Genomic DNA, 17,123 nt, shown 5'->3' with positions numbered 1-17,123 from the left:
GGCCATGCGCTGGTTGTTGCTCACCCTGGCGCTGTGTCTGCCATCGATCGCCACCGCGGCGGAACAGGAGGGCGTTCCCGAGTGTCTGGGCTGCCATACCCTCACAGCGGATGTGGCGGTACACGCCGTTTTCCAGACCGTCCACGGCGGCCTGGGCGGGGGCGGCTCCGGCAGCTGCGTCAGCTGTCACGGGGCGAGCGAGGAACATGCGCTCGACCCGACCGCGATGCCCGGAGTCAGCTTCGGCCCGCGCCGGGAGTCAGCCGCGGCGGAGCGGGCCGGTGCCTGCCTCGGCTGTCACAGCGGGGGCGGCGCCTTGCACTGGGCGGGCAGTGAACACCAGCGCGAGGGCATGGTTTGCGACAGTTGCCACGACAGCCACCGGCAGCAGGACCCCGCATTGACGGACACCCAGGCACAGCAGGCCTGCCTCAGCTGCCACACACGGGTACAGGCAGAGCTGCTACTGCCCTCCCGCCACCCCATAGCCGAGGGTAAAACCAACTGCGGCGACTGCCACAATCCCCACGGCAGCCTCGGGGAGGCCAGCCTGCACCAGGCCTCCGTCAACGACAGCTGCCTGCAATGCCACCAGGAAAAGCGCGGGCCATTCCTCTGGGAGCATCCGCCAGCAGCCGAGGATTGCAGCCTCTGCCACCGCCCGCACGGTGCCATCCACGAGCGTCTGCTCACCGCCCGCGGCCCCGCCCTGTGCCAGCAATGCCATGTGGCCGCCTTCCACCCCAGCCTGCCTTACGGCGCTGAGGGTCTGGCCGGGGGTAGCGGCAACCAGAATGTGCTGGGCAAGAACTGCCTCAACTGCCACAGCCAGGTCCACGGTTCCAATCACCCCTCGGGCGCCAGGTTGACGCGATGAAGCGGCGGCCCTGCCCAGCGCGACTCCGGCAGCCGACATGGCGCTCGGCGCTGCTGGCATGCACCTGTCTGGCGGCGGCCACGGCCAGTGCCCAGGACCGTTTCGCCGGGCTGCTGGAGGAAACAAGGCCGCTGGCCACCCGCTGGCAGACCGACTATCGCGGCACTCTGGAATTGGGGCTGGGCTACAGCAGCGCGGACAATTTCATGGCGGGGCAGTACAACGGCCTGCAGGAACAGGGCGGGACGCTGCTGGGCAATCTGGACTGGCGCCGCTTTGCCGGCGCCGAGAGCTACTGGCAGGCATCGCTGTCGGATCTCGGGCTGGCGACCCGCGAGGGCGAACTGCGCTGGGGGGTTCCGGGCAAGCTGCGCTTAAGCGCCGGCTTCGACCACCAGCAGCAGGTGCGCAACAACAGTGGCAAGACCCCGTTTCAGGGCGATACGGTGCTGACCCTGCCCGCGGACTGGGTCAGCGGCCTCACCACGGCCAGCTGGACTGCACTGCCCGGTGCGCTGCAGCGCTTCGACCGGGAGTTGGAGCGCAACAACTATTACCTCTCCCTGGATAGCCGGCTCAACGCCAACTGGCAGCTGGGTTCCAGCTTGCGCTACAGCACCCGCGAGGGTACCGGCGACACAGGCGGGGCCATTTATATCGACGCCGCTTCCGGCGATGGCGTATTGCTGCCCGCCCCCATCGACCACCGTACCCTGGAGGCAGACGCCAGCCTGGGTTACAGCGGTGACCGCCTGCACCTGCAGGCCAGCCTGGCCTGGTCCGACTTCGACAACCGGGATGCCGCCTTGCGCTGGCAAAATCCCTACGGCAGCTTTGGCCCCCGGGTGCGCTATCCCACTGGCGAGGGCGCCCTGGCGCTCGCCCCGGACAACAGCCAGGCCAGCGCCAGGCTTAGCGGCCACTACCTGTTCACGCCGCGTCTGCGCCTGCACTTTGACGGCAGTTACGCCGTCGCGGAACAGGACCAGGCCCTGCTGCCCTATTCCGGGAATCCAGCCCTGAGCGTGTTGCAACCGCTGCCGCGGGACAGCTTTGATGGTGAGGTCGCCACCACCCACAGCCGGGCCAGGCTGCAATGGCAGGCCCATCCCAAGCTGGATTTCCAGCTGAGCTACCGCCTGCGCGACCGCGACTACAGCGCACCTCGCGATGGCTACCGCTACATTCCCGGTGATGGCGGCGACCAGTCCCGCCCCGAGTTGACTGTCTACAACCGCAGCCACGATCTGCTGAGCCAGACCCTGGAGCTGGAAGCCAACTACCGGCTGCCCCTGCGCGGACAGCTGACCCTGGGCTATGCCTGGGAGGAAATCGAGCGTCGCAACGCCGCCACCGAGGACACCGTCGAGGACCGCTACAGCCTGGAGTACCGGGTGCAGCCCTGGCAATCCCTGGGTGCGAAACTGGGCCTGACCTGGGCCGACCGCGGCGCCGACACGTACCAGTGGGACCAGTCCTGGTATGCGCTGCTGGACAGCGCCCTGATCAACGCGACTCCCGACAGCCAGCGCTACAGCAACCATCCACTGCTGAGCCAGTACTACCTCGCCAATCGCGAGCAGCAGCAGGTAAAGCTGGACTTGAATTACCTGCCCGACCCGCGCTGGAGCTTCAACCTGAACCTGCTGTGGCGCGAGGACGATTTCGACAAGTCCGTGCTGGGGGTTACCGAGACCCGGCTGCAGAGCCTGCAACTCGCCGCCAGCTACCTGCCCCACGCCAGCCTGCAGTTCAACCTGCACGCCGGCCTGGACCGCTACGAAGCGGACCAGGGCAGCCGCGCCTTCCGCGGCGGCCAGGAGAAGAATGCCTTCGCCGTCCAGGCCCCGCTGCCGCAGGCCAGCGACCCTGCGCGCAACTGGTTCCTGGCCAACCGCGACGACAGCCTGGTGCTGGGCGGTCAACTGCAGTGGCAACCACGGGAAGAGCTGGAATTCGAACTGGACTACCGCTTTGTCGACACCCGGGCGCGGCAGGATTTCAGCCCGGTGGCGGCGGCCGATCTGAACCCCGCCAACCTGCCGACCGTGGATACCCGCCTGCACCAGTTTGATGCCAGCGGCCTGTGGCACTGGCAGGAGGCCGTGTCCTTTCGCGTTCAGTACCGCTACTACCGCTACCAGTCCGACGACTGGGCCTGGCAGGGAGTATCGGCCAATACCATCGACAAGGTGCTGACCTTCGGCCAGCGCAATCCCAACGAAAACGTGCATTATGTGGGCCTGTCAGTGCTGTATCGCTGGCACTAAGGCTCCGGGAGAGACCCGACATGAAAATCTTTGGTGCAAGGACAGTACTGGCGGGCCTGCTGGCATTGCTGGTCGCCTGCGGCGGCGGAGGCGGCGGCGACCGCGCCCCCGGGGTTGAACCCGGCCCGACCCCGCCGGGCGGGAGCGTCACCCCGCCCCCACCCGTGATCCCGGAAGCCAATCCGGCGCCCTATGCCGAGGCGCGTGAACTGTTTCCCTTCATCACCAATGTGACAGTCCCCGGGGACGGCCGTCCGCTGGTCGACTTTCAGTTGAGCGACGGGAGCAACAACGCCATCACCGACCTGACCCTGGACAATGTGCGCTTTATCATTGCCAAGCTCACTCCCTCCGCCGAAGGCAACCTCACCGGCGACTGGCAATCCTACATCAACAGAATTGAGCAACCCGGGGTTGGCCCGGGTACACAGGCGCGGCTCCAGGCAACCACCGAAGCCAGCGGTGAACTCAGCAACAATGGCGACGGCAGTTACCGCTACCGCTTCGCCACCGCAATTGACGCCCTGCCGGAGGAGATTCTGACCCAGGCGGACAGCGAGGGCCTGGACCTCGGCTACGACCCGGCGTTGACTCATCGCGTCGCCATCCAGTTCGGTGGTGGCCAGGTGCCGGCCAACCCGGACTACGACTTCGTGCCGGCCACGGGTGCGACTGACGGCCTGTTCCAACGCCAGGTCGCCACCACCGCAAGCTGCAACAGTTGCCACGACCAGTTGGCGCTTCACGGCGGTGGCCGGGTCGAGATAAACTACTGTGTAACCTGTCACAACCCCGGTTCCACCGATGCCAACAGTGGCAACACCGTGGACATGAAAGTTATGATCCACAAGATCCATATGGGCGCCGAGCTGCCCAGCGTGCAGGCCGGTGGCGAGTACGCCATCTACGGTTTCCGGGACAGCAAGCACGACTACTCCGGGTTGCACTATCCGCAGGACATCCGCCTCTGTGGCAACTGCCATGCCGGCACCGCAACCGGCGCTGATCGGGCCGACGTGTTCCTGACCAGCCAGGGAGACAACTGGGCGGAGTATCCCTCGATTGCCGCCTGCGGCAGCTGCCACGACACCTTTGACTTCAGCCGCCACGCCGGGGGCCAGGAAGACGACTCCCGCTGCGCCAGCTGCCACTCCGCCGGGGGCCGCGCCGGCAGTATCGCCGACAGTCACCGTATTCTGTTCAACGAGGCCAGACAGACGTTTGCGGCCACTGTGCTGGGGGTGGAGAACAGCGCCCCGGGACAGCAGGCCCGGGTCAGTTTCCGCCTGCGCAACCCGCTCACCGGGGACGACTACGATCTCGCCAATGATCCGATCTGGCAGCGACCCGGCAGCGCTCTCAATATACGCCTGGCCTGGGACACCCGGGACTATCACAACACGGGGAACAACAGTCCGGCTGCCAGTTCGATATCCAGCAGCGCCCTGGCGGGGGCCGTGCCCAGCGGGGACGGCAGCTACACCGTTACCATGGACTTGCCCATCCCCGACCGCAATGTCCCGCCAGGGATCGCCGCCAGCGGCAGTGGAGTGGCGATCGTGGAGGGGCGCGCAGCCGTGGACCTGGAAGGTGAAGGTACCCTTACCAGCGTGCCCGTGGGCGATGCCCACGCCTTCTTTTCCATGGACGAGGCCGATGGCATGCCCGTAGAGCGCCGCCAGTCCGTAGAGCTGGACAAGTGCCTTGCCTGTCACGGTTCACTGGTACTCCACGGCGGCAACCGGGCCGACAATATCGACAGCTGCGTCAGTTGCCACAACCCGCGCAATACGGATCGGGACGTGCGCGGCATCGCGGCATCCCCGCCAACAGACGGCAAGCAGGAGGAGTCTATTGACTTCAAGTCCATGATCCACGCCATCCACGCGCCCTCAATTCGCGACAATCCACTGCAGATAGTCGGTTTCCGCGGGTTCACCACGTATGTTTTCGACGAAGACGCGGTGCACTACCCCGGGCGCCTGGACAACTGCCTGGCCTGCCACACTGATGACGGTTATAAACTGCCGTTGGCCGATGGTGTGCTGGCAACGACGGTAGATACCGGCGACAATCGCGAGGACCCTCGCGACGACATCGTGGCTACGCCCATGGCCACCGCTTGCGCCGGCTGCCACGACGACCCGGTCGCCAAAGCGCATATGCGCAGCAACGGCGCCGACTTTGCCACCAGCCAGCAGGCCATCGACAGCGGCGAGGTGGTGGAACAGTGTGCGGTTTGCCACGGCGAGGGGCGTTCCCAGGACGTTTCCAGCGTACACGGGTTGCGGAGATTGCCGGGCTTCTGAAGGCAGCATTCACTAAAATGGAATATAGGATTCTAATTATTCCAATATACTGAATTTCTTTAAAGCACTATTATACATTCACGCCGGCGGTGCAACCGAGCTCCGCCGCCAACCGCCAACACACATGAGGAGTCATTATGATCGCTACCGGCCAAGTACCCCACACTGTCTTCAAGACCCGCGTCCGCGACGAGTCCGTCGGCGGGGAAAACCCCTATCGCTGGCAGGACACTGCCTCCGACGATATCTTCGCCGGCAAGAAGGTCGTCCTGTTCTCCCTGCCCGGAGCGTTCACTCCGACCTGTTCCTCCAACCACCTGCCCCGCTATGAGGAGCTGTACGATGAGTTCAAGGCCGCGGGCATCGACGATGTCTACTGCCTGTCGGTCAACGACGCGTTTGTCATGTTCCAGTGGGGCAAGAGCGTCGGCGCCAAGAACGTGAAGATGCTGCCCGACGGTAATGGCGAGTTCACCCGCAAGATGGGTATGCTGGTCGACAAGTCCAACCTGGGCTTCGGCATGCGCTCCTGGCGCTACTCCATGCTGGTCAACGACGGCAAAATCGAGAAGCTGTTCGTAGAGCCTGACTTCGGCGATGTCTGCCCCACCGACCCCTTCGAAGTGTCCGACGCCGACACCATCCTGGCCTACCTCAAGGGCACCAAGTCTGAGGGCGTGGCCGCACCGAGCAAGGCTTTTGTCGGCTGATTGCCGGCTGCGGGATATTGTTGGGGGGACAGGTCTCGAAGAGACCTGTCCCCCTTTTTTTGATCAATACTCGTAGGTGACATCCAGGCCATAGGTGCGTGGCGGACCGTACTGCTCGGTGATGACGCCCAGGCTGCCGAAGTTAATGCCGAACGTGGGATAGTCATCGTTGGTCAGGTTATTGCCCCACAGCGCAAACGTCAGCAGGCCGTCGCCGACTTGCACGTTCTCCAGGCTGAAGCGGGCATTCACCAGAGTCCGCTCATCCATGATCTGATGGTCATAGATGTAGGGCTCCCCATTGTAGCTGCCGGTCCAGAGCGCTGACTCGTACCACGCGTCCTGCCAACTGGCCTGCAGATAGCCGCGGATATCGCCGAAACCGGTGCGGGCGAAGACGTAATCCGCGGACGCAGACAGCTGGTTGCTGGGTGCGGAACCGCGCTTGGCGGCATCCGTAGTGTCAATGCAGGTCTGGGGCACATTGGTACCGCACAGATCCGGGAACTCCTCATAGTGACCGTTGACATAGGCGTAGCTCAGGCCGACGATCAGATCCTCTGCCGGTGCGGCGAGGATCTCCAGCTCACCGCCCCAGCGATCGGCCTTGCCGGCGTTGGCGATCAGGCTGGTCGCGGTGCCATCCTTGGTTTCAATCTGGGAAACCTGAAGGTCGTCGTAGACGTAGGTATACAGCGAACCGTTGATGCGCAGGCGGTTATCCCACCAGTCGCTCTTCATGCCAATTTCCCATTGTTCGATGGTTTCTTCCTCGAAGGGGTTGGCAAATACCTCGCCGTTGAAGCCGCCACTGCGGTAGCCGGTCGCGAAACGAACAAAGGTGTTGATGCCGTCAGTCAGCTGATAGGCAGCCGTGACATTACCGCTCACGTTGTAGAAGTTCTCCTGCAACTCGGTTTGCGCGGGAATGCCGGACGGAGGCGCGCCAAAGGGCCGGTTCAGGTAATCGTAGAAGATTTCCTTGTCTTCCTCGGTGTAGCGCAGGCCGGCAGTCAGTGACAAACGGTCATCCAGTACCTGCGGGCGCCAGGTCGCCTGACCAAAGGCTGCGAGCGACTCAGTGGTGTAGTCGTACTTTTGCAGGCTGGTGCCACCCAGGGGAGCCAGGAAAACCGCGCGCCGGTCATACTTGGCCTCGTCGTCGAAGTAGTACAGGCCCAGTACGTAGTCGACGCGATCCGTCGCCCCGATGATGTTGAATTCCTGGGAGAACTGCTCGTAGGCAGAGTCGGTGTCCTGCCGGCTGTGGAAACCACCTACGGAGTCCACACCACTCCAGAAGAAGTCCGCGGTGGGGTTCGGCATGCCGCCGGCGGCGAAGTAGGCGGAACCCAGTTGCAGCAGGATCAGGTCGTTCATGGCACCAACGCCGTTGGCATCCAGGCTGCTGTCGATGTCTTCAAGATCGCCGAATACGGAGGTCTCCATCTCGCGGTAGCCAGTGATGGACTTGAAAGTAATGTCGCCCAGCGCGCCAAAATCGCCTGCATCCCAGGTCAGGGTCAGGGCGTGGCCACTGACTTCGTTGTCGGAAACAGGGGTGTTGTCAGCGGCGCCACTGCTGCGGCGGCCCTGGCCGGATGCTTCGCGCTCGCCATACACGGCCAGGGTCTGGTCCATGGAGGGAGTCAGGCGGTTGGCAATGCGCGGGTCGGCCGCAGGATTTTGCAGCAGCAGAGGCAGAAAGCTGCGCAGCTGGGCCAGGGTTTCAACCCGGGTGCCGCCATCCAGGGTGACCGGGGTGAAACCTACAACTTGCTGCAGGGCACCGTTTTCGTCCAGGCGGCTCTCATCGTAGGAATAGTCCAGCGTAAGAGCATCGGCTAGCTCCCACTTCAGGGCGAGGCGCCAGGCCTGGCGGTCGATGCTGTCGAAACCTTCGCCACCGCTGGTGTTGTCATACAGGGGGTCGCGCTCGCGGGTCTGGTAACCGAGGCTGGCCGACAGCCGACCGAGACCTTCGCCGATTTCGCCAACCGCCGGCAGGTCGGCATTCAGGCGCAGGGCGCGCTCGTCATATTTGCCAATCGTGCCCTTGACCCGGAACCCGAACTCACCTGTGGGCTGGCGGGAGATAAAGTTGACGGCGCCGGCCGTGGAGTTGCGACCGTAGAGGGTGCCCTGGGGGCCCCGCAGCACTTCGATCCGCTCCAACTCGGCCACTTCCATGCCCGAACCGTTCATTTTGCCGATGTAGACGCCGTCCATGTAGATGCCCACGGCAGGATCCGTGGACAGGTTGGCGCCGCTGCCGCCGCCAAAGCCGCGAATTGCCAGGCTGGTGGCGCCGCGGGAACCGGGGGCATCGAAGCCAAAGACACCGGGAACTTCACCAATCAGGCTGCTGGTGCTGTTGATCCCGCGCTGCTCCAGTACCGTTTCGGACAGCGCGGAGATGGAAATCGGTGTTTCCTGGGTGGTCTCGGCGCGTTTCTGGGCGGTAACAATCACCTCTTCCAGCGCACCGACCTGGGCCTGAGCCGCCATGCCCATGGTAACAACGAACGGCGACAATGCCAGAGCCAGCGGGCGCGGGGCAAACCTGGGGAGTTTAATCATGGGGTCCTCTCATGCGGTTGTGACGTTTATATCCGCGCTGCCAGCCGGCAACACCGGAGTTTTATGGGCTGAGCCGTGATCTGGAGCAGGCCCAAAAATTATTCTGCGGTTAGGTTTTATACAGCGGGCCAACTTTACACCGGCGCAGCTCCCACGACCAGTGCAAGCGGCCCAAAAATAGGCAGGGCTGGTGTAAATAAGAATACTGCCGGCGGGCCGCCGGCAGGGAAGAAAGAGGTCTAGCGCCCGGCCTGGGCAGTGACGGAAACGCCCGAACCGAGGAAGGCTGCGGCAACAGCCAGTTCCACATCCACGCTGAACTTGGGGTCCGCGAGCCAGCTCAACAGGCCGTAGACATAGATACCGGTGATGTAGTGGGTCATGCGCTCGACGCTGATATCGGTGCGCACCTCACCCCGGGCGACGCCATCGCGCAGCATGGCGCAGAAACTGTCATGCAGCGATGGCCAGCGGTGCCGGTCGGCACTGTAGAGAGGATCATCATAGGCACGCAGTGCCAGAATCAACAGGGCCCGGGTAAGCATCGGGGTCTTGCGCGTCATCTCGGCGCCGTAGGCAAAAAAGCGGGTCAACTGCTCTTCCGCAGTGCCACCCTCAGCGCGGAACCGTTCAATTGCGGCGGCGAAACGCTGATCCACGCCGGGCACCAGGGCCTGCAGGATGGCCATCTTGCTGGGGAAATAATTGAACAGGGTGGGTTTGGAGATATCCGCGGCTTCGGCCAGGGCCTCTACCGTCACGGCATCATAGCCCTGCCGGGTAAACTCGCGGAGCGCAACCTGCAAGATCCGCTCGCGGGTTTCGCGCTTCTTGCGTTCCCGACGACCTTCCAACTGTGGCGCTGCTCTCATGACTTTAACCGGTGTCTATTATTTTACTGACACCGTTAATCTACCGCGAAAGCGCAGCGAATTCCACCATCTTGTCCAGAATAATCAAGCCAACTTCCGAATCAGCGGCTGTAGGCGCGCATGTTCAGGCCGAACGCCGCCACCAGGTCCCGCATCAGTTCCACCACGCCGCCGCCAAAGGTGTTGATCTGGCACTTGCGGTATTGCTCTTCCAACTCGCCGTGCAGGGCCGCACCGGGGCTGCTGCGATGCAGGGTGCTGGCGGGTCCCACGGCATCCATCAGCAGGCGGTACACGGCGATCAGCCCTTCGGTACTGAAGGCTTTCATGGCCGAGGCATAGGCTACTTCGGGCTCGCCCTGCTCCATGCTCCAGGCCATGCGCCAGGTCATCAGGCGCATGGCTTCCAGGCGGGCGTAGGATTCAGCCAGCAGGTGCTGCACGGTGGGGTCATCGATCGGGCGCTGACCGGCCACCGGCTCCCGCGCCCAGGCCAGGACGTCCTGGTACAGGCCATAGGCGTAGATGCCGATTGCCGCCAGACCCACCCGTTCGTGGTTGAGCTGGGAGGTGATCAGTTTCCAGCCGGCGTTCACCTCGCCGCAAATCATGTCGTCGGGGCAGCGGACATCGTTGTAGTAGCTCATATTGGTGCGCACACCGCCCACGGTATGAATAGGTGCAAAGCTGAAGCCCGGCTGGTGGGCGTCGACCATGAAAATGCTGATACCGGCGTGGGGCCGCGCCGCTGCCGGGTCGGTGCGGGCGGCCAGCCAGATGTAGTCGGCCGCTTCGGCACTGGACGTGTAGACCTTGGTGCCGTTGATCACCCAGTCGTCACCTTCCCGTACCGCGGTGGTCTTGAGTGCAGCGAGGTCGGAACCCGCGTCCGACTCGGTGTAACCAATGGCAAAGTGCAGCTCCCCGGCGGCAATTTTCGGCAGGAAAAACGCCTTGTGGGCCTCGGATCCGTGGGCCATGATCGCCGGCGCTACGGTGGAGATAGTGACGAACGGCAGCGGCGCGTTGGCCAACTGCGCCTCCTCAAAGAAGATCATCTGGTCCATCGGGCCGCGACCGTGGCCGCCGAACTCGCGGGGCCAGCCCAGTGCCAGCCAGCCGTCCTTGCCGATCTGGCGGATAACCGACTTGTAGGCATCGCCGCCTTCATTGCCGCGGGTCGCCTCTTTCAACTCTGGCGTCATCAGGGACTGGAAGTAACTGCGCAGTTCACTGCGCAAGGCCTGTTGTTCCGCTGTGTGGTCGATATACACCTGGGTTGATCTCCTGGGGACGCTGGCGATGTCCGGATTATTATTGATCTTGAATCCAAATTCAATAATAATCCCGAGCGATGAGGAGGAACCTGCGCCATGCCTGCAGCCACTGACAAAGCCAGCGCCCGCCGCCCCAAGGGCGCGCTGGCCCGCGAGCGCCTGAAGGCTGCGGCGGTCGCGGTGCTGGAGCGGGTCGGCTATCACCAGTTGCGAATCAAGGACGTGACCGCCGAGGCCGGCGTCGCGGCGGGCCTGTTCCACCACTACTACAGCGACCTCAAATCCCTGGTGGAAGAAATCCTGGACGAATATATCGCGAAATTCGAAGCGACAGAGCACATAGAACGGGATGTCAGCAAGGGCGACTGGTTTAACCGCCTGCGCTCACACTATCAGGTAGCGGTGCGCAGCCACGCCGAACACCCGGGCATTCTCAACTGCATCAACCAGTTCTGCGCTGATGATCCGGCTTTCCGTGCGCGTTGGCAGGCCTCCTATAACCGGCGCCTGCAGCTGTTGGCGGACGTCTTCCCCTACGTCTTCCCGGGCAGCGAGCTGGAGCCGCACGAGGTGCGGTTGATGGTCCATGCCCTCAGCGGCATCGGCCAGGACGTGCTGCGGGAATGCTATATTGAGCGCAATCCGGACCTGCTGGCGCTGCAACTGTCAGAGGCGGAACTGGCCGAGTGGCTGGCAGCGCTGTTCTACCGCGGGCTGTTCGCCCGCAACCCGCCCCGCGGGCAACTGCAGCATGCCGCCAGACTCCTGTCACTGAAACGATGAACCCACAGCCGACTGCACGCCGCCAGGCGGCAGCCATACTGGAGACACATTGATGGACTACTCCCTGACCGAAGACCAGGCCGCCATTGCCGAACTGGCGGAAAAGATCTTTCGTGAACAGGTGAACGATACCGCCCAGGCCGAGTTCCAGGACAGCTTCAACACCAAGCTCTGGCAAACCCTGGCAGATGCGGGACTCACCGGGCTGGGCCTCGCGGAGCAAAACGGCGGCTCGGCGATGGGCTTTATCGCCCAGTGCCTTGTGGTGCAGGCCCAGGGCGCGGTGTTGGCACAGATACCACTACCGGAAACCCTGCTGGCGGCTCAGGCACTGGAGGCAGGTGGCATCAGCGAAGGCCTGCCCGGGGTCGCCGCCGGCGACGCCTGGCTCAGCCTGTCACTTGGCGCGGGGCTGAGCCTGGAGGGCGACACGCTGCAGGGTGAGCTCGGCATGGTCCCCTGGGCGGAAGGCGCCCTTTACCTGGTGGCACGGGCCGGGGAGCGCCTGGTGGCGTTCGCCCCGGCGGAGGCTGACGTGGAGTTGATTCCACAGCGCGTCAGCAATGGCCGCCCCACCTGCCAGGTATTGGTCCGGAGCGCAAAGGCTCTGGATCTCGGGGGGCCAGACACCATTGCCAGGCTGCACCAACGGCAACAGGTGATGACCGCGTCCCTGCAGCTGGGAGTCGCCGAGGAAGCGCTCAAGCGTACCGCCGCCTACACCAGCGAGCGCAAGCAGTTTGGCAAACCCCTGGCGGCGTTCCAGGCGGTAGCCCATCGCGCTGCAGACAGCTATATGGATATCGAAGCCCTGCGCGGCGTGGTCGACAGTGCCATGTGGCGCCTGGAAGCGGGTCTGGACGCAACCCTGCAGTCCGGCGCGGCGCGCTGGTGGGCGACGGAAGCTTCGCACCGGGTCAGTCACACCGCACAGCACCTGCACGGCGGCATCGGCTCGGATCTCCAGTATCCAATTCACCGCTATTTCCTCTGGTCAAAGCAACTGGAGTTCGATCTCGGCGGCGCCGCCCACGAGCTGGCGGCGATGGGCCGACACCTGGCCAGCAACGACCAGTCCGGCATCACCCTGTAAGCAGCGCCGCCACCATTGATAACAATATTCTGGAGTGACACATGAATGTATTGCAGTTCGAGAACATTGAAGACCGCCACCTGGGCCGTGCCCTGGCCATGCAGGCCGCAGAGCAGCCGGAGGCGACATTCATCATGTTCGGGGAAACGCATTACAGCTTTGCCGACGCCAATCGCAAGGTAAATGAGCTGGCCGCCGGTCTTGCCGCGCTCGGACTGGGGCGTGGGGATCGCGTGGCGTTTTTCATGACCAGCGCGCCGGAAGTTGTTTTCCTGGCTCTGGCCAGTAACAAGCTGGGGGCTATCTGGACACCGATAAACTCAGACTACAAAGGCACCTGGCTATCCGAGACCATCAACCGCAGCCGGCCAAATATCGTGGTGACAGATGCCGACCACGCTGCCCGACTGGCGGAGGTGAGGGACGACCTGGACGTCGGCGAACTCGTCATCCTTGGCGACGTTGCTGCCTTCCCCGGGGCCACGGATTTCAACAGCCTGTACCACGCGGGCGCCCCGGAGCCGGACATGAGTGGCCAGAGCTACGGCGACACCTGTGCCATATTGTGGACCTCGGGGACTACCGGGCGCTCCAAGGGGGTGATGCAGAGTCACAACGTCTGGTTCAACGCGGTGGCCTCCGGGGACGCACTGTTTGGTACCGGGCCCGGTGACGTGATCTACAGTGTTCTGCCCATGTACAACTCCGCCGCCTGGGTGACCTCGATTCTCCGCGCGCTGATTGTGGGAATCCCGCTGGCCATCGACAGCGCATTCTCGGTAAAAAGCTTTTGGGAACGCGTCGACTACTATGGCGCCACCCAGAGCTTTACCCTCGGCGCCATGCACATGTTCCTGTGGAATGCCCCGGCAAAACCCGACGACGCAGAACACAGCCTGCGCAAGCTGATGGCCGTGCCCATGCCGGCGGACGTGGCCGGACCTTTCAGCGAACGCTTTGGTCTGGAGTTGCTGCCCCAGGGCCTGGGACAGAGTGAGGTGATGCAGCTGATCATCGTGACACCGGATGAGACCTCACTGCCCCGCGGCAGCTGCGGCAAGCCCACTGCCGCCCTCGACGTGCGCCTGGTCAACGAGCAGGGCGAGGATGTGGCCGATGGCGAGCCCGGCGAACTGTGGGTGCGTCCGAAAATGCCGTTCGTTATCTTCAACGGCTACTTTGACGACCCGGCGGCGACTGCAGCCGCCCATGACGGCGACTGGTACAAGACCGGCGACATGGTCAAGCGCAACGCGGACGGCTATTACTTCTTCTCCGACCGCAAAAAGGACGCCGTGCGCCTGAAGGGCCGCAACATTTCTACCTTTGAAGTTGAAATGGTGGCGCGGCGCCACCCGGCAATTGCCGATTGCGCGGCCTTCGGCGTGCCCAGTGACATTCTGGATTCAGAGACCGAACTCAAGCTGAACGTGATCCTGAAGCCCGACGCGAACCTGGAACCGGAGGAACTGGCGCGCTTCATCAATGACAACGCGCCCTATTTCTTCGTACCACGCTATATCGAACTCGTGGAGAGCCTGCCCTACACGCCCACCAACAAGGTACAAAAGTTCAAATTGCGGGAAGCGGGCCTGGGGCCCCACACCTGGGACGCCAACGAGGCCGGATTCAAGGCAGAGCGCTAGCTCAGCCTTGGGCGACCGACCGGCGCGGCCCGACCTACGCAGCGCGACCTACGCGGCCCGACCTACGCAGCGCGACCTACGCGGCCCGACCTACGCGGCCCGACCTACGCGGCCCGACCTACGCGGCCCGACCTACGCGGCCCGACCAATCTCCGCCACCAGGTCCGCCGCCGATTCCATCGCGCCTTCGATATAACCCACACCATTGCAATCACCGATGGTGTGGACACTGAGGCCCTCGCTACGTAGCTGGTCCGCGAGAGCGGTATCTCCCGTCGCACCCTTGGCCACAATCACGTGATCAGCGGCGAGGGTGCGAACCTGGCCCCGCTGATTGCGGTAGCTGACCGCGTGCTCACCGATACTGATCTCGGTAGCCTTGTTCTGCAGAGTCACGCTGAGCTCGTGCAACTCATCGAGCAAACGCATCCGGCGCACCAGGTAAAGCCCGGCCCCGGATCGCGGCGACTCATCAACCACCGTTACCTTACGCCCCCGGTGGGCGAGATACTCCGCCAGCTCAAGCCCCACCAGCTCACCGCCGATCACCACGATGCGCTCGCCCAGCGGCAGCCACGCCCGCGATGCCTGGCGCAACATCCAGGGATGACGATTGACGCCGGTCAGCGCGCCGACACGGGTCATGCCCCGGGTAAACGCGTTGGTCTTGCGCCGCAGGGACGGTGCATTTTCGCCCAGTACCAGCGCCCGCATCTCATCGCCACTGAATACAAAATCCTGGTCGCTGCCGGGCAATTCAGGCATCAGGCGCTTGGCGCCGGTGGCAACAATGACTTCGTCCACACCCAGCGATTTCAGCAGTGCCGGGGTCGCCAGCGTGCTGAGGCGGACCTCAACCGCAGAGGATGCCATCTGCCGGCGCAACCAGGCGAGCAAGCGCTCATTGGGTTCATAGGCAATGCTGGCAAACTGCAGCGTGCCACCCAGCCGATCAGCGGCTTCCAGCAGGGTGACCCGGTGTCCAGCCGCATCCAGCCTGCGCGCAACCTCCATACCTGCGGGCCCGCCGCCCACCACGGCAAAGTAGCGTGGCTTGTCGGTGGCAAGCACCGTGTGCTGGCGTTCGTGCGCCGTTTCGGGGTTCACCGCGCATTTCACCGGTTTCAGAATATAGATCTGGCTGACACAGCAATAGCAATAGACGCAGGGGCGAATCTGGTCCAGCTGGCCATTGCAGACCTTGTTGGGGAGATCGGGATCCGCCAGCATCTTGCGACCCATGCCAAACAGATCAAAATGCCCGGCCGCAATATGCTTGTCGGCCGCCTCCGGTTCAATGCGGCCCGATGTCAGCACTGGAATACCCACCGCTTGTCGGATCGCGATGGCGTTGCCGACCAGCCGTTCCGGGGTATGCGGGATATTCGATTCGGAATGGTTGGAGCCATTGGAGGTGTCGTGATAGGCACTGACGGTAATGCCGTCGGCACCCGCCTGTTCCAGCATGCGAGCGGTAGTCCTGGCGTCTTCCAGAGTGATACCTTCGGCCTGCCCGAACTCACCGGAGTCAATTTTCACCCATACCGGGAAGTCTGCCCCAACCGCTGCGCGTACTGCAGCAAAGACTTCGAGCAGCAGGCGGGCACGATTCTCCAGACTGCCGCCGTATTCATCGTCGCGGTTGTTGAAAAACGGGGACAGAAAGGAAGACAGAATGTAGCCGTGACCGCCGTGGATCTCGATGCCGTCGAGGCCGGCGTCCCGCACCCGCCGGCCTGCGGCGGCGAAGTGCTCGACCAGCAGGGCAATGTCTTCGTGGGTCATGGGGTGGAGGATGGTTTCCGGAGACGGGCGGTACATCATCCGCAACTCATCCGGCAGAAACGCGTTGATGAAGCCCGGCGCTTTTTCCTCGGGAATGGATGGCGCCATTACCGGCCGACCCGCAACACGGTCCTCAGTGGACACCAGGCCGCCGTGGTGCAGCTGTGCCGCAACCTTGGCCCCGTGCGCATGACAGGCTTCCGCCATGCGTTTCAGCCCGGGAATCATCTCATCAGAAGCGACCGACGTCTGCCAGGGCTGGTTGGCGCCGGCGGGCCAGCTGACGCCGGTGGAGCCCAGGATAACCAGACCCGCGCCACCCTGGGCCTGGCGCTCGTGAAAAGCAATAATACGGTCCCCGCAGCTGCCATCTTCCTCCGCAAGGTTGACGCCCATGGCCATGACTGCCATCCGGTTCTTGAGCTGCATTGAGCCCAGCTTGAAGGGGCTGGCAAGCGTGGTCAGTGGATTCGCCATGGTGGGGCTCCTGGAAAGTAGCACCGGAGAGTGTAGTTCAGTTCACGGCCCCAGTGGCGGACACCCTTGGTTTATCGAGCACAAACCTTTACCGGAGTTTAACTATGTAATCGTGAGCGGTAGTGCGGTAGATATCTTTCGCGTCACAGTAAAACGCCCCGACCATGACTGATCGGGGCGCGGATATTAAAGCCTGGCGATGACCTACTCTCACATGGGGAGACCCCACACTACCATCGGCGATACGTCGTTTCACTACTGAGTTCGGGATGGGGTCAGGTGGTTCCAACGCTCTATGGTCGCCAGGCAAACTGGCTTGACCGAGTCCGGTCTTACGCGCGCTTTGCGCCGCCGTCGTCTTGTCAAATAAGGGGGTAAATCAAGCTGCTACCGCTGTTCACGCGTTGTACTGTCTTGCTACTTCTCACCATGACTTGTCACAAC

11 protein-coding genes and 1 rRNA gene are annotated in these 17,123 nt (G+C 63.3%); 7 read left to right on the top strand and 5 right to left on the bottom strand.

The features are described from left to right. Window positions 1-4 precede the first annotated feature (4 nt). From Q6D67_RS10650 to Q6D67_RS10635, 4 genes are all read left to right on the top strand, one after another. Window positions 5-877 (top strand): DmsE family decaheme c-type cytochrome, encoded by an 873-nt coding sequence (locus Q6D67_RS10650; RefSeq protein WP_304705593.1) that lies wholly within the window; start codon window positions 5-7, stop codon window positions 875-877. Continuing rightward, window positions 874-3,147 carry an MtrB/PioB family decaheme-associated outer membrane protein gene (locus Q6D67_RS10645; protein WP_304705592.1) on the top strand — a complete coding sequence of 758 codons (2,274 nt, stop codon included), beginning with the start codon at window positions 874-876 and terminating at the stop codon, window positions 3,145-3,147. The genes Q6D67_RS10650 and Q6D67_RS10645 overlap by 4 nt, the downstream gene beginning before the upstream one ends. A 20-nt stretch (window positions 3,148-3,167) precedes the next feature. Further along, entirely contained in the window at window positions 3,168-5,456 is a 2,289-nt protein-coding gene (locus Q6D67_RS10640; RefSeq protein ID WP_304705591.1) for an OmcA/MtrC family decaheme c-type cytochrome, read from the top strand. Window positions 5,457-5,593: 137 nt separating this feature from the next. Beyond that, window positions 5,594-6,166, top strand: coding sequence for a peroxiredoxin (locus Q6D67_RS10635; RefSeq protein WP_304705590.1), 573 nt, complete (start codon window positions 5,594-5,596; stop codon window positions 6,164-6,166). A gap of 63 nt (window positions 6,167-6,229) precedes the next feature. Here Q6D67_RS10635 and Q6D67_RS10630 read toward each other — a convergent pair whose 3' ends face one another. The 3 genes from Q6D67_RS10630 to Q6D67_RS10620 form a co-directional block, all read right to left on the bottom strand. Further along, window positions 6,230-8,746 carry a TonB-dependent receptor gene (locus tag Q6D67_RS10630; protein WP_304705589.1) on the bottom strand — a complete coding sequence of 839 codons (2,517 nt, stop codon included), beginning with the start codon at window positions 8,744-8,746 and terminating at the stop codon, window positions 6,230-6,232. A 239-nt stretch (window positions 8,747-8,985) separates the two neighbouring features. Beyond that, window positions 8,986-9,618: a TetR/AcrR family transcriptional regulator gene (locus tag Q6D67_RS10625; RefSeq protein WP_304705588.1), complete on the bottom strand. Its 633-nt coding sequence runs from the start codon at window positions 9,616-9,618 to the stop codon at window positions 8,986-8,988. A 101-nt stretch (window positions 9,619-9,719) separates the two neighbouring features. Next, window positions 9,720-10,892 (bottom strand): acyl-CoA dehydrogenase family protein, encoded by a 1,173-nt coding sequence (locus Q6D67_RS10620; RefSeq protein ID WP_304705587.1) that lies wholly within the window; start codon window positions 10,890-10,892, stop codon window positions 9,720-9,722. A gap of 99 nt (window positions 10,893-10,991) precedes the next feature. Here Q6D67_RS10620 and Q6D67_RS10615 point away from each other — a divergent pair, with 99 nt between their 5' ends. The 3 genes from Q6D67_RS10615 to Q6D67_RS10605 are packed head-to-tail and all read left to right on the top strand — an operon-like array spanning window position 10,992 to window position 14,417. Beyond that, window positions 10,992-11,678, top strand: a complete 687-nt coding sequence (locus tag Q6D67_RS10615; protein ID WP_304705586.1) for a TetR/AcrR family transcriptional regulator — start codon at window positions 10,992-10,994, stop codon at window positions 11,676-11,678. Between the two features lie 52 nt (window positions 11,679-11,730). Further along, window positions 11,731-12,771, top strand: coding sequence for an acyl-CoA dehydrogenase family protein (locus Q6D67_RS10610; RefSeq protein ID WP_304705585.1), 1,041 nt, complete (start codon window positions 11,731-11,733; stop codon window positions 12,769-12,771). A 41-nt stretch (window positions 12,772-12,812) separates the two neighbouring features. Next, a complete protein-coding gene (locus Q6D67_RS10605; protein ID WP_304705584.1) occupies window positions 12,813-14,417 on the top strand; it encodes an AMP-binding protein in 1,605 nt (534 codons plus the stop codon). Between the two features lie 132 nt (window positions 14,418-14,549). On the opposite strand, the gene Q6D67_RS10600 is transcribed toward Q6D67_RS10605, so the two are convergent. Both Q6D67_RS10600 and rrf read right to left on the bottom strand, forming a co-directional pair. Continuing rightward, entirely contained in the window at window positions 14,550-16,679 is a 2,130-nt protein-coding gene (locus Q6D67_RS10600) for an FAD-dependent oxidoreductase (RefSeq protein ID WP_304705583.1), read from the bottom strand. 191 nt (window positions 16,680-16,870) lie between these two features. Next, window positions 16,871-16,986, bottom strand: a 5S ribosomal RNA gene (rrf, locus tag Q6D67_RS10595). Window positions 16,987-17,123: the final 137 nt, after the last annotated feature.

The organism is Haliea sp. E1-2-M8, from assembly GCF_030649675.1.
GTDB lineage: Bacteria > Pseudomonadota > Gammaproteobacteria > Pseudomonadales > Halieaceae > Haliea.
Note: the sequence above shows the minus strand (reverse complement) of the source record. Positions and strands in the feature narration are given on the sequence as shown.